This is a genomic window from Nocardioides caricicola (assembly GCF_039541135.1).
Lineage (GTDB): Bacteria > Actinomycetota > Actinomycetes > Propionibacteriales > Nocardioidaceae > Nocardioides > Nocardioides caricicola.
This window is the reverse complement of sequence record NZ_BAABFQ010000006.1, coordinates 214725-228009: the sequence shown is the minus strand read 5'-3', so window position 1 is coordinate 228009 and position 13285 is coordinate 214725. Positions and strand designations below refer to the sequence as shown.

The window sequence follows — 13285 nt, the reverse complement described above, 5'->3', positions numbered from 1 at the left end:
CGAGCAGGAGGTAGGGCGATGGCGGACAGGGGCGGCAACCGGAGAGCGACCGGCCAAGATCTGGGGGCGAGCAGCCCGGACCGGATCCGCAACGTGGTGCTGGTGGGCCCGGCCGGGTCCGGGAAGACCACGCTGACCGAGACCCTGCTCGCCGCCTCGGGTGCGATCCCCCGCGCCGGCTCCGTGCGCGACGGCACCACCGTCTGCGACCACGAGGAGTCCGAGCACGCCCACAACCGCACCATCTCGCTGTCGGTCGCGCCGCTCGTCCACGAGGGCGTGAAGGTCAACCTCATCGACACCCCCGGGTACGCCGACTTCGTCGGTGAGCTGCGCGCCGGGCTGCGCGCCGCCGACTGCGCGCTGTTCGTGGTCGCCGCGAACGAGGCGATCGACGACGCGACCCGCACGCTGTGGCGCGAGTGCGCCGCGGTCTCGATGCCGCGCGCGGTCGTGATCACCAAGCTCGACCAGTCCCGCGCCGACTACGACGGGCTGCTGCTGCAGGCCCAGGACGCGTTCGGCGAGCGGGTGATGCCGCTCTACGTGCCGGTCCGAGACGGTGAGGCGATCACCGGGCTGACCGGCCTGCTCGCGCCCGGCCCCGAGGCGGACGCCACCGGGATGCGCGGCAGCCTGATCGAGGGCGTCATCGAGGAGTCCGAGGACGAGACCCTCATGGACCGCTACCTCGGCGGCGAGGAGATCGACGAGAAGGTGCTGGTCGCCGACCTCGAGCGCGCGGTCGCGCGCGCGACGTTCTTCCCCGTCGTACCGGTCTGCTCGGTCACCGGCGTCGGCTGCGCCGAGCTGCTCGCGCTCGCCGTGCGCGGCTTCCCGTCGCCCGCCGAGCACCCGTCCCCCGACGTGTTCCTACCGTCCGGCGCCGCCGCCGACCCGATCACCTGCGACCCCGACGGGCCGCTGGTCGCCGAGGTCGTGAAGACCACCAGCGACCCGTACGTCGGCCGGCTCAGCCTGGTCCGCGTGTTCTCCGGGACCCTCGTGCCCGACCAGACCGTCCACGTCTCCGGGCACTTCACCGCGTTCTTCGGCGAGGGCTCAGGACACCCCGACCACGACGAGGACGAGCGGATCGGCGCGCTCGCGCACCCCTTCGGCAAGGCCCAGGCACCGGCGGACCGGGTGGTCGCGGGCGACCTCTGCGCGATCGGCCGGCTGACCCGCGCCGAGACCGGCGACACCCTCTCCTCCGTCGACGACCCGCGGGTGCTGCGCCCGTGGTCGATGCCGGAGCCGCTGCTGCCGATCGCGATCGTGGCGCAGACCAAGTCCGACGAGGACAAGCTCTCCCAGGCGCTGGCCCGGCTCGCCGCGGAGGACCCGTCGCTGCGCGTCGACAACGACGCTGAGACCCACCAGCTCGTGCTGTGGACGATGGGCGAGTCCCACGCCGAGGTCACCCTCGAGCGGCTGACGGAGCGGTACTCCGTGAACGTCGACCAGGAGCCGTTCGTCGTGTCGCTGCGCGAGACGTTCTCGGGTCCGGCCGCCGCGGTCGGACGGCACGTCAAGCAGTCCGGCGGGCACGGGCAGTACGCCGTCTGCCACATCGAGGTGGAGCCGCTCCCCGAGGGGACCGGCTTCGAGTTCGTCGACAAGGTCGTCGGCGGCGCCGTGCCCCGCCAGTTCATCGCGAGCGTGGAGAAGGGGGTCCGCGCCCAGATGGAGCGCGGGGTCCGGTTCGGGCACCCGGTGGTGGACCTGCGGGTCACGCTCACCGACGGCAAGGCGCACAGCGTCGACTCCTCCGACATGGCGTTCCAGACCGCCGGCGCGCTCGCGCTGCGCGAGGCGGCCGGTGCCACCACGATCACCATGCTCGAGCCGTTCGACACGGTCTCGGTGGTCGTGCCCGACGACCTGGTCGGCACCGTGATGAGCGACCTCTCCGCACGGCGGGCCCGCCTGCTCGGCACCGACAAGGTCGGCGACGACCGCACCCAGGTGCTGGCCGAGGTGCCGCAGACCGAGCTGGTCCGCTACGCCGTCGACCTGCGCTCGACCACCCACGGCGCCGGGACCTTCACCCGGTCGTTCGCGCACTACGAGCCGATGCCGGAGGAGGTCGCCAAGAACGTCGTGCCCCGCAGGACGTCCTAGCCGGCCGCGCGCAGGAACGCCTCGAGGATCGGGCCGGCGGTGCCGGAGCCCGACGTCCCCTCGTCGACGTACACCGCGACCGCCAGGTCGCCCTGGGCGGCGACCATCCAGGCGTGCAGCAGGATCCTGCCGTTGCGGGAGAACTCCGCGGTGCCGGTCTTGGCGATGACCGGTGGACCGGGGACGTCGAGCAGGCCGACGCCGCTGCCGGAGGTGACCACGCCGCGCAGCATCGAGCGCAGCGCCTCGGCCTCGGCACGGGTCAGCTCTTGCGCCTCCTCGGGCACCGACACCTCGACGGACTTCACCAGCCGCGGCACGACCGTCTTCCCCGACTGGATCGACGCCATCACGGTCGCCATCGCCATCGGCGAGGCGAGCACCGTGCCCTGGCCGATCAGGTCGGCGGCCGCCTCGGTCTCCGACCGCGGCGCCGGCACCTCGCCGAAGTAGGCCGGGAAGCCGAGGTCGTGGTCGATGCCCAGCCCGAGGGAGGCCGCCGCGTCGGCGAGGTCGCCGTCGCGGACCTTCCTCGCCTGGGAGATGAAGGCGGTGTTGCACGAGTTCGCGACGGCCGTGCGCAGCGGGAGCTGCCCGATGCCGCTGCTCGGGTAGTCGTCGTAGTTCTCGAACTGCTTGCCGTCCACGACGATCGTGCTGGTGCACGGCACGGTGCTGTCGGGCCGGAGCCCGGCGCGCAGCAGGGCCAGGCTGCTGACGGTCTTGAACGTCGAACCCGGCGCGGCCTGGCCGTACGTCGCCACGTTGTACCCGTCGGTGCCCGGGCCGTTGGCGGCTGCGAGGATCGCGCCGGTCGACGGCTTGATCGCGACCAGCGCGCTCGAGGGCCCGACGCCGGCGAGCGCACGCTCGGCCGCGGTCTGCAGCCGCTCGTCGAGGGTCAGCTCGAGCGCCGTGCCGGGCAGCCCCTCGATGCGGTGGAGCTCGCGCTCGGAGCCGTCCGGTGCCACGGCGTTCACGACCGCGCCGTCCTGGCCCTGGAGCTGGTCGTCGTACCGCGCCTGGAGGCCGGACAGCCCGGCGACGTCGCCGACCTGGTACGTGTCCGGGTCCTCCTCGACCATCTCCGCGGTCACCGGGCCGACGGTGCCGAGGATCGGGGTCGCGAACTCACGCGTCGGTGCCAGGGGGATCTCGTCCTGGATGGCCAGGGCGCCGGGGATCGCGCCGACGCCGCGCGACACCGCGCCCGGGACCTCGCCCTGGCGGATCACGATCGCCTCGACGAACGCCTTGTCGCCCGCGGCCTCGACCTGCTTCACGTACGGCGCGACGTCGACGTCCACCAGCTCGGCCAGCCGACGCGCGGACTCGCCGGCCCGGGCGACCGGCACCTGGCTGCGGTCGATCCCGAACCGCACGACGGGCCGGTCGGTCACGAGCGCGAACCCGTCGGCCCCGACGATGGGCCCCCGGCCGCCGGCGATCGGCGTGATGTCGAGGACGGAAGCCTTCTTCAGGTGCGGCTCGACCAGGTCGCGCGACCAGGTCACCTGCCACTCGTCGCCGGCCCTCGTCAGCGTGGCCTCCGTCGAGTACGACCACTCGTCGCCGGCGACCGGCCAGCTCCACGCCAGGGCGACGGTCGCGGTGTCGCCGGACTCCTCCGGGTCGCCGGCGTACACCACCGGCTCGATGTCGCCCATCCCCTCGACGACCTCCGCCCGGTCCGCTGCGACGTCCTCGGGCGTCCCGCTCGCGAGGGGTACGTCGCTGAAGTCGCCGGAGGCGAGCGCCTCGGCCAGCGCGTCCGCGGCCTCGGCCGGGTCGGCGCCGCTCGCGCCGTCGGATCCGTCGCCCGACGTGCAGGCCGCCACGCCCCCCGAGAGCAGCACGAGGGACGCGGCGGCGAGAGCGAGACGCATGTCCCGGTTCTACCAGCCCTCCGGCGACCGGCCCGCGACGAGGTCGGCCACGCCCTCCTTGAACCGGGGGCAGGTCGCGATGTCGTGGGCCCGGCAGCTCAACGCGTGCTCGGTCATCGCCCGTGACCGTTGCATGTCGGCCATCCGCCGGTCCAGGTCGGCGATGTGCGCCTCCAGCACCGCGTGCCGGTCGGCCGCGTCGGCGTCCAGCAGCACGGCGATCTGCTCGAGGCTCATGCCGGCGGCCTTGCTGCGCACGACCACCGCGATCCGCACCAGGTCGTCCTGGCCGTACCTGCGCCGGCCGGCCGCGTCCCGGTCCGGCGCGAGCAGACCGACGTCCTCCCAGTGCCGCAGCACATGGGTCTCGAGGCCGAACCTCGCAGCCATCTCGCCGATACTTGACTTCATGTCAACATGAAGTCACATCCTCGTACACATGGCAAATACAACTCCTGAAACCACGCAGTACGACGTCGTCGTCATCGGCGGCGGCCCCGCCGGCCTCCAGGCCACCCTCACGCTCGCGCGCGTCCACCGCCGCGTCCTGATGCTCGACTCCGGGCAGTACCGCAACGACCCGGCTCGTCACATGCACAACGTCGTCACCCACGACGGCACCCCGCCGGCCGAGTTCCGCGCCGCAGCACAGAAGGACATCGCGGCGTACGACACCGTGACGGTGCGCGCGGCCGCGGCCACCGAGGTCGCCGCGGACGGCGACGGGTTCCGCGTGTCGATCGGCGACGAGGTCGTCAGCACCCGCGGCGTCATCCTCGCCACCGGGGTGCGCGACACGCTCCCCGACAAGCCCGGCCTGGCCGAGCTGTTCGGCGACGTGGTCGCGCACTGCCCGTTCTGCCACGGCCACGAGTTCGCCGGGAAGCCGGTCGCGGTCGTGGGCGAGGCGACGCACCTCGCCGGCATCATGGCGCCGGTCGCATCGACGGTGACGCTGGTCGGCGAGGCCGAGGTCGAGCGGTTCGAGCGCACCGAGGACGGCCTCCGGATCGTCCGGACCGACGGCAGCAGCGAGGAGTACGGCGGCGCCTTCGTCTCGACCCGCTTCGAGCAGTCCGCGCCGTTCGCCGAGCAGCTCGGCCTCACCCTGCTGCCGTCGGGCTGCATCGAGGTCGACGCCATGGCGCGCACGAGCCTGCCCGGCGTCCACGCCGCGGGCGACCTGGCCCACGTCGCGGCGCTGCCGATGCCGATGTCCTCGGTGCTCACGGCCGCGGCGGCCGGCCAGGTGGCCGCCGGCGCGATGGTGGCGTACCTGCTCTAGTACTTCTTGTGCCGGGGCTTGCGCTCCGGGGTGCGGCTGGGGCCCTGGTCGCGCTGCAGCTCGATGAGCTTCCCGGAGATGCGGGTGTTCTTGAGCGCGTCCCAGACGGTGCCCGGCAGGTCGGCGGGCAGCTCGACCAGCGAGAAGTCCGGCCGGATCTGGATGTGGCCGAAGTCGGCGCGGCGCAGGCCGCCCTCGTTGGCGATCGCGCCGACGATCTGGCGCGGCTCGACCTTGTGCCGCTTGCCGACGTTGATCCGGTACATCGCCATCGGGACGTCGCTGCGCGGCGTACGACGTTCGCGGCTCGCGGACCGCTCGGGCCGGTCCCGGGTGTCCTCGCGCGGCTCGCGGATCCGGACCTCGTCGGCCGGGTCGATCAGCAGCGGGGTCTCGCCCTGCGCGACGACGGCCAGGGCAGCCGCGACGTCGACCTCGGGCACGTCGTGCTCACGCACGTAGTGGGCGATGATGTCGCGGAAGCGCTCGATCCGCTTGGTCTGGTTCAGCGCCTCGGTGATCTGGTCGTCGAAGCGCGAGAGCCGGGTGGCGTTCACGTCCTCGGCGGACGGCAGCTGCATCTGGGTGAGCGGCTGGCGGGTGGCCTTCTCGATCTGCTTGAGCAGGTACCGCTCGCGCGGGGTCACGAACGAGATCGCGTCGCCGCTGCGCCCGGCGCGGCCGGTGCGGCCGATCCGGTGGACGTAGGACTCGGTGTCGGTGGGGATGTCGTAGTTCACGACGTGGCTGATCCGCTCGACGTCGAGACCGCGGGCGGCGACGTCGGTCGCAACCAGGATGTCGAGCTTGGCCGACTTCAGCTGGTTGACCGTGCGCTCGCGCTGGGCCTGGGCGACGTCACCGTTGATCGCGGCCGCGGAGAAGCCGCGGGCGCGCAGCTTCTCGGCCAGCGTCTCGGTCTCGTTCTTCGTGCGGACGAAGACGATCATGCCCTCGAAGTTCTCGACCTCGAGGATGCGCGTGAGGGCGTCGACCTTCTGGGGGTACGACACCATCAGGTAGCGCTGGGTGATGTTCGGCGAGGTCGTGGTCTTGTTCTTGACCGTGATCTCTTCGGGGTTCGAGAGGTACTGCTTCGAGATGCGGCGGATCTGGGCCGGCATCGTCGCGGAGAACAGCGCGACGTTCTTGTCGTCGGGGGTGTCGGCGAGGATCGTCTCGACGTCCTCGGCGAAGCCCATGTTGAGCATCTCGTCGGCCTCGTCGAGCACCAGGAAGCGCAGCTCGGTGAGGTCGAGGGTGCCCTTCGCCAGGTGGTCCATGATCCGGCCCGGCGTACCCACGATCACGTGCACGCCGCGGCGCAGCGCGCTCAGCTGCACGCCGTACGCCTGGCCGCCGTACACCGGGAGGACGTGCACGCCCTTCATGTGCGCTGCGTAGCGCTCGAACGCCTCGCAGACCTGGAGCGCGAGCTCACGGGTCGGCGCGAGGACCAGCGCCTGCGGGGTCTTCTGCGACAGGTCGAGGCGGGACAGGATCGGCAGCGCGAACGCCGCCGTCTTGCCGGTCCCGGTCTGCGCGAGGCCGACCACGTCGCGGCCCTCGAGCAGCGGCGGGATGGTCGCGGCCTGGATCGCCGACGGCTTCTCGTAGCCGACGTCCGACAGCGCCTTCAGCACCTTCGGGTCGAGCCCGAGGTCGGCAAAGGTCACGGCGTCGGTGGTCTCGTCGGTGTCGCTCACCCGTCAACGGTAGTGGTTCTGAGCGTGGGCGCCACCTTCGTCGTCGCGGTGGCCTGCCTCACTCGACGGTCACGGACTTCGCCAGGTTGCGCGGCTTGTCGATGTCGTGACCCAGGCTCAGCGCCGCGTGGTAGGCCAGCAGCTGCAGGGGGATCGTGAGCAGGATCGGGTCCAGCTCGCGCTCGTTGCGGGGTACGACGACGCGGTCGACGTCCAGCCCACCGAGGTCGACGTCCTCGTGGGTGACCACGACGAGCGGCCCGCGGCGCGCGGCGATCTCGTGGAGGGCGCCGACGTTGCGGTCGGTCAGCTCGTCGGAGGGCACCACCGCGACCGTCGGCACCTCCGGTGAGATCAGTGCCAGCGGGCCGTGCTTGAGCTCGGAGGTCTGGTAGGCCTCGGCGTGCCGGTACGAGATCTCCTTGAACTTCTGCGCGCCCTCCCGGGCGACCGGGTAGCCGCGCACCCGGCCGACGAAGAACAGGCTGTCCGCCTCGGCCAACCGGCCGGCGAGCCCGGCGAGCGCGTCCTCCTGGTCGAGCACCTGCTGGATCTGCTCGGGCAGCCTGTTCAGCCCGGCGATCAGCCGGCGGCCGTCGGCGATCGAGAGGTCGCGCACGCGCCCGAGCTGGAGCGCGAGCAGCGCGAACCCGAGGAACATGTTGGTCAGCGCCTTGGTGGACGCGACCGCGACCTCCGGGCCCGCGTGCAGGTAGATGCCGCCGTCGCACTCGCGGGCGATCGCGCTGCCGACGACGTTCACCAGGCCGATCACCCGCCCGCCCTTGCGCCGGATCTCCTGCACGGCCAGCAGGGTGTCGATGGTCTCGCCGGACTGCGACACCGCCACGTAGAGGGTGTCCGGCTCGATGATCGGGTTGCGGTAGCGGAACTCGCTGGCCGCCTCGGCGTCCGCGGGGATCCGGGCCAGCTCCTCGACCAGCGCCGCGCCCATCTGCCCGACGTAGTACGCCGAGCCGCACCCAAGGATCTTCACGCGGCGGATCGCGCGGGTCTCGCGCGCGTCCATGTTCAGCCCGCCCAGGTGCGCCGTACCGAACCGGTCGTCGAGGCGGCCGCGCAGCACCCGCTCGGCGGCAGCCGGCTGCTCGAGCATCTCCTTGTGCATGAAGGAGTCGTGCTCGCCCGCGTCGTACGCCTCGGGGTCGACGTCGACGACCGTGGTGTCGCGCGCGGTCGTGAAGCCGCTCGCGGTCAGGGTCACGATCTCGCCGTCCTCGAGGTGGGCGACCGTCGTGGTGTGCCGGACGATCGCGGCCAGGTCGGAGGCGACGAACATCTCGCGCTCCCCCACGCCGACGATCAGCGGGCTGCCGTTGCGAGCGACCACCAGGCGGTCCGGGAAGTCGGCGTGCAGGACCGCGAGGCCGTAGGTGCCCTCGATCTCCGCGAGGGCCTCACGAACCTTGCCGTCGAGGGTGTCGGCGTCGGAGCCGGCGATGAGGTGGGCCAGCACCTCGGTGTCGGTGTCGCTCGCGAGCTCGACGCCCTGGTCGGTCAGCCGGCGCCGGAGCGCGGCCGCGTTGTCGATGATCCCGTTGTGGACGACGGCCACGAGGCCCTTGGCGTCGGTGTGGGGATGGGCGTTCACGTCGTTGGCCGGACCGTGGGTGGCCCAACGGGTGTGCCCGACGCCGACCTTGCCCGAGAAGCGCTTGGGCAGTCCGTCCCCGAGGTCGCGCACCCTGCCGGCGCGCTTGGCGACCTTGATCCCGGTGCCGCCCAGCAGCGCCAGGCCGGCCGAGTCGTAGCCACGGTGCTCCAGGCGGGTGAGCCCTTCGAGGAGGATCGGCGCCGCCTGCTGGGCGCCGACGTACCCGACGATTCCGCACATCTCTCTGGTCCTATCCGTAGATCAGGCGCCGCAGCTGGCGCTCGGTGAGCTCCGGAGCGGCGACCACACGGTCGGCCAGCTCCTCGGCGATGCGGGCGAAGATCTCCGGGTTCTTCGCGCCGTAGGTCTTCAGGTGGGCGTGCCGGCGCCGGACGAACTCCTCCACCGGCTCGGCGTGGAAGGCGACGACGTCCTCCACCACCCGCGCGGCCTCGGCGGCGCTCAACCCGGTGCTGGCGGCGATCCGCGCCACCAGGTCGGGGTCGGGAGAGAAGGTCACGTCAGGGATCGTGCGCCCGCGCGGAGTGTTCTCGCAAGTTTCTGCCCGAATTCGGGCAGAAACGGCGAGTTGGCCGTTGGCGATCCGACCGCGTCGAACCTCTCAGGACTGGGCAGGCCCTGCCGATGGAGCACGGCCACTGCGACACGCCGGCCCTGGGCCCTCAGGTGGAGCGAACAGTGCCAAATCCTCGAACTCTTGGCGGTCCAGGTGGGGATCGGCTATCGTTGGTGAACAGAAGGTGAACGAAAGGCGTACGACGATGAACACCAAGACCAACAATCTGACCCAGCACTGGGTCGAGGTGACCGACGCGAGCGGTCAGACCCGGCTCGAGGCCCGCTGGATCGACGCGGCGTACGCGCCCGGCACCGCCTCGGCCGCGTAAGAAGTTCCCGGGATCGGGAATGAACCGGACCGCGGTCCGGTTCTGGTCGTCAAAGGTTCAACAACCAGACGACCAGAGGAGCAGTTCCCGATGTCCTTCTTCAACCGCAAGTCCGCGGAGCAGTTCGACGCCCCCACCGCCGCCGTCGAGGACATCTCCGGCGACTACACGATCGACCCGACGCACACGCGGATCGGCTTCAGCACGCGCCACGCCATGGTCACCACCGTCCGTGGCCAGTTCACCGACTTCGCCGGCACCGCGAGCATCGACGCCGCCAACCCGGCCAACTCCAGCGTCTCGCTGACCATCCAGACCGCCAGCATCGACACCGGCGTCGCGGACCGCGACGGCCACCTCCGCTCGGCCGACTTCTTCGACGCCGACAACAACAAGGAGATCACCTTCACCTCGACCAAGGTCGAGCGCGACGGCGACGACTGGGTGATCACCGGCGACCTGTCCATCAAGGGCGAGACCAAGCCGGTCAGCGTGACCTTCGAGCCCACCGGCTCGGCGCAGGACCCGTTCGGCAACCTGCGCGTCGGCTTCGAGGGCGGCACCACCATCAACCGCAAGGACTGGGGCCTCACCTGGAACGCCGCGCTCGAGACCGGCGGCGTGCTCGTCTCCGAGAAGGTCAAGCTCGAGTTCGACGTCTCGGCGATCCGCAACGCCTGAGCTCCTCAGCTCCACGACGACGGCCGGGTGCTCATGCACCCGGCCGTCGTTGCACGTGGTGCCTACTGCCCGACCATCACTCCGACGCGCTCACGCTTGAAACCGGGGAAGACCGCGCTCGTCGACGCGGTGGTCCGCGCAGCGACGATCTCGGCGAGGACGCTGCGGTAGTCCGTCGTCACCGGCACGTCCGCGTCCAGCGTGGTCGCCAGCGGCGTCCACTTCCCGTAGTACTGGCCTCCCCGCACTCCCGCCCCGGCGACCAGCATGACGTTGCCCCAGCCGTGGTCGAGGCCACCGGTGGAGTTCTCCTTCACCCGCCGGCCGAACTCGCTGATCGTCACGAGCGTCACCCGGTCTGCGACGTGGCCGAGGTCGGCGAAGAACGCCGCGATGCAGCCCGACAGCTCGGTGGCGTTGCGGTTCATCCAGCCCCGGTCCGCCTGGCCCACTCCGGTGTGCATGTCCCAGTTCCCGCTGTCGACGGTCACGGCGGACACACCGATGTCGGCACGGAGCGTCCGGGCGACCGACGCGAGGGCGTTCCCGAGCTCACCTTGCGGGTAGCGCGGGTAGTTGTCGGGCTCTGCCTTGGCCGGTGACAGGTCGGTCACCGAGCTCATGGCGGTGCGGAACGCGGTGGCCATCGGGGTCGAGGCGTTCCGCCACTGCGTGGTCAGGGACTGGACGCGCTTGGGGCTGCCGTCGGCACCACCGATCCGCACGACGTCGACGTCCGGGAACGACATCACCGGCTCCGGGCCGAGGAGCGACGTCGGGATGCTGGACCCGAGCGCGAGTCCCTCCAGTGCCGTCGCACCCGGCTGGGCGCCGATGAGGCGGTTCAGCCAGCCGACCCGCTCCGCCGAGCCCGGGTCGGCGTCCTCCAGCTGCTCCATCGCGGAGAAGTGCGACCGGTTCGGCATCGGCAGACCGGTCGCGTGGACGGCCGCCAGCCGGCCGGACTCCCAGAGCGGGAGGAGCGGAGCCATCGCCGGGTGCATGCCGAAGAACCCGTCCCGCGCGATCAACCGGTCCGCCGGCAGCGCGATCGTGCGGCGGGCGGCGTAGTACGCCGGGTCGCCGTGGGGGACGACCAGCGACAGACCGTCCGCTGCTCCGCGCAGGGACAGGACCACCAGCACCGAGGACGCCCGAGAGCGGGCCGCGGCGGCGGGTGCCGCGCTCATCGTCACGACCGTCGACCCCGCGACGGCGATGCCGCCGGCCAGGGCCGCGCCGCGCAACAGGCCGCGGCGGGTCGGGCGGGGCGGGCAGCAGGACTGTTCGGTGGTGTTCATGGGAGCTCCCGAGGCTCAGTACTGGTAGAAGTCAGGGCTGTCGAGCACCGCCCCGAGCAGCCGGGACCAGTCCCAGGCGGCCAGGGCGGCGCGACGGTGAAGGCCGGTGCGTGCCGTGATGCCGGTGATCTCGACGCAGGACTTCACCAAGGTCGCCGAGGCCGGTCGGTGGAGCAGCAACCGCGACAGGTGGTCCACGAGGTCACCGAACTGGGGGGTCGACCCGGCGGGCAGCCAGGCGGCGTACGGCCGGAAGGCCACGTCGGTGGTCGGCCACGACGCGCACGCCATGCTCCAGTGCAGGGACATCGACGCGAGCGCGCGGGTCGGCGAGCACCAGGCCTCGTTGCGCAGCGGCCGGCCGTCCGGGCGGGGCCACGTGAGCGGCGCCAGTCCGAGCGCGGAGGCCTGGAAGAACACCTGGTTCGCGGCCGACAGCTCCGAGGTCGGGGGCGCGACCTGGACCCCGAGCAGCCGGTACGTCGCCACGACGTCGCGGTCGGCGTCACGGACCTTGGCGTCGACGGCGCGTGCGAACTCGGCCGACCGGACGAGTGCCCGGAGGACGGGGACGATCTCCGTGTCGTGGTCGAGGTAGACCGCAGCCAGCTGGTCGACGAGCGCGGCTGAAGGTGTGTCGGAGACGAACGCCACCGCGAGCTTGGTGGCGATCCGGCGCGCGGTGCCCGGGTGTCGCGCGAGGTAGGAGAGGTACCGACGGGTCAGGTCCCGACCGTCGGGGGCGGCGTTGTCGTCGGAGAAGCCGAGGACCCGGACCGGCCCGGTCGCGTGGTTGGCAGAGGCGTAGGTGGGCGCCCAGGTCTTGTAGTGGTCCAGCGTGAAGCCGGTCAGGATCCGCGCCGAGTCCTTGACGTCGTCCTCGGTGTGATTGCCGATGCCGACGGTGTGCAGCTCCAGCAGCTCCCGGCCGAGGTTCTCGTTCGGGTGCGACTTCGTCGAGGTCGAGGCCCCGAGGTAGAAGAGCATCGCGGGGTGCAGGACGGCGGCGGCGAGCAGGTCCTCGAACCGGCCGAGCGCATGGGCCCGGATCGTCTGGCCGTAGTCGGTGCGGAAGACGAACACGTTGTCGGCATAGATGGGGACGTGGAAGTGGGTCTCCCAGAACTCCGTCATCACCTCGAGCGCCTGTCGCGGCGAGGTCATCCGGCGCATCATCACCCGGCGGGCGTAGCTGCGCATGACCTGCCAGCCGTAGCGCTCGCCCGACAGGTTCTTGGCCCACAGCGTCGGCGCGTCGAGGTGGAGGTCGGGCCACCAGTCGCACAGGTCGTCGGCCGCGCCGTCGTACGCCGACGCGAGCTGCCGGTCGAACCAGGCGAGGTGGCCACCGGCCGCGCGGACCTCGGCGGCCAGCTCCGGCGTGATGCCGTAGCTGAACCGGTTCACGAGATGGCGGGCCGGCACGTCGAGCAGCGGCGTGGCCCGGTACCGACCCGGCCGGTACGACGGCGCGGCGGCGGACGGGCTCGCGGCGGCGCTCGCAGCGGCACCCGCGAGGGCGGCGCCGCCGGCCAGGCGCAGCGCCTGACGGCGCGAAGCATTCAGCGTGGTCATGGTGGACATCCGTGTCCTCTGCGATGAGCGATCGAAATCCGTGTCGAACGCTGTGTCCCATCGGCAGCCGAGCCGCCGTCCTGAGTCCCACAGACAACGACGGCCGAACTCCCCCGCGGACCCGGCCGTCGTTGTCCGGACCTCAGAGATCGGCCGACGGCGACGGCTCCTGAGTAATCCGCGGGCGTCCGGGGGCGGTCTTCG

General features: G+C 71.8%; 11 protein-coding genes. 4 read left to right on the top strand and 7 right to left on the bottom strand.

Annotation, left to right across the window (positions count from 1 at the left end; translation table 11 throughout):
• Positions 1–18 precede the first annotated feature (18 nt).
• Positions 19–2124, top strand: a complete 2106-nt coding sequence (locus ABD875_RS12450) for an elongation factor G-like protein EF-G2 (protein WP_345177055.1) — start codon at positions 19–21, stop codon at positions 2122–2124.
• On the opposite strand, the gene ABD875_RS12445 is transcribed toward ABD875_RS12450, so the two are convergent.
• Together ABD875_RS12445 and ABD875_RS12440 are read right to left on the bottom strand one after the other, a co-directional pair.
• Positions 2121–4010: a penicillin-binding transpeptidase domain-containing protein gene (locus ABD875_RS12445; RefSeq protein ID WP_345177051.1), complete on the bottom strand. Its 1890-nt coding sequence runs from the start codon at positions 4008–4010 to the stop codon at positions 2121–2123. The two genes, ABD875_RS12450 and ABD875_RS12445, sit on opposite strands and share 4 nt — an antisense overlap.
• A gap of 9 nt (positions 4011–4019) precedes the next feature.
• A complete protein-coding gene (locus tag ABD875_RS12440) occupies positions 4020–4400 on the bottom strand; it encodes a MerR family transcriptional regulator (protein ID WP_345177047.1) in 381 nt (126 codons plus the stop codon).
• A gap of 49 nt (positions 4401–4449) precedes the next feature.
• On the opposite strand from ABD875_RS12440, the gene ABD875_RS12435 reads away from it, so the two are divergent.
• A complete protein-coding gene (locus ABD875_RS12435) occupies positions 4450–5295 on the top strand; it encodes an NAD(P)/FAD-dependent oxidoreductase (RefSeq protein ID WP_345177042.1) in 846 nt (281 codons plus the stop codon).
• Here ABD875_RS12435 and ABD875_RS12430 read toward each other — a convergent pair.
• From ABD875_RS12430 to ABD875_RS12420, 3 genes are read right to left on the bottom strand one after another with little or no spacing between them, the layout of a single operon-like run.
• A complete protein-coding gene (locus tag ABD875_RS12430; protein ID WP_345177039.1) occupies positions 5292–7001 on the bottom strand; it encodes a DEAD/DEAH box helicase in 1710 nt (569 codons plus the stop codon). The genes ABD875_RS12435 and ABD875_RS12430 overlap by 4 nt on opposite strands.
• Positions 7002–7059: 58 nt before the next feature.
• The gene (gene glmS / locus ABD875_RS12425) at positions 7060–8856 is read right to left on the bottom strand and encodes a glutamine--fructose-6-phosphate transaminase (isomerizing) (protein WP_345177036.1); all 1797 of its coding nucleotides are present in this window, start codon (positions 8854–8856) and stop codon (positions 7060–7062) included.
• A gap of 10 nt (positions 8857–8866) precedes the next feature.
• Positions 8867–9136, bottom strand: coding sequence for a hypothetical protein (locus ABD875_RS12420; protein ID WP_379187201.1), 270 nt, complete (start codon positions 9134–9136; stop codon positions 8867–8869).
• Positions 9137–9398: 262 nt separating this feature from the next.
• On the opposite strand from ABD875_RS12420, the gene ABD875_RS12415 reads away from it, so the two are divergent.
• Both ABD875_RS12415 and ABD875_RS12410 read left to right on the top strand, forming a co-directional pair.
• On the top strand, positions 9399–9524 hold the full coding sequence (locus tag ABD875_RS12415) for a hypothetical protein (protein ID WP_345177030.1): 126 nt from the start codon (positions 9399–9401) through the stop codon (positions 9522–9524).
• A gap of 90 nt (positions 9525–9614) precedes the next feature.
• Positions 9615–10205, top strand: a complete 591-nt coding sequence (locus ABD875_RS12410) for a YceI family protein (protein ID WP_345177026.1) — start codon at positions 9615–9617, stop codon at positions 10203–10205.
• A 62-nt stretch (positions 10206–10267) separates the two neighbouring features.
• Here ABD875_RS12410 and ABD875_RS12405 read toward each other — a convergent pair whose 3' ends face one another.
• Together ABD875_RS12405 and ABD875_RS12400 are read right to left on the bottom strand one after the other, a co-directional pair.
• Positions 10268–11506 carry a DUF1501 domain-containing protein gene (locus ABD875_RS12405; protein WP_345177023.1) on the bottom strand — a complete coding sequence of 413 codons (1239 nt, stop codon included), beginning with the start codon at positions 11504–11506 and terminating at the stop codon, positions 10268–10270.
• Between the two features lie 15 nt (positions 11507–11521).
• Positions 11522–13081 carry a DUF1800 domain-containing protein gene (locus ABD875_RS12400; RefSeq protein ID WP_345177019.1) on the bottom strand — a complete coding sequence of 520 codons (1560 nt, stop codon included), beginning with the start codon at positions 13079–13081 and terminating at the stop codon, positions 11522–11524.
• Between the last annotated feature and the right edge of the window lie 204 nt (positions 13082–13285).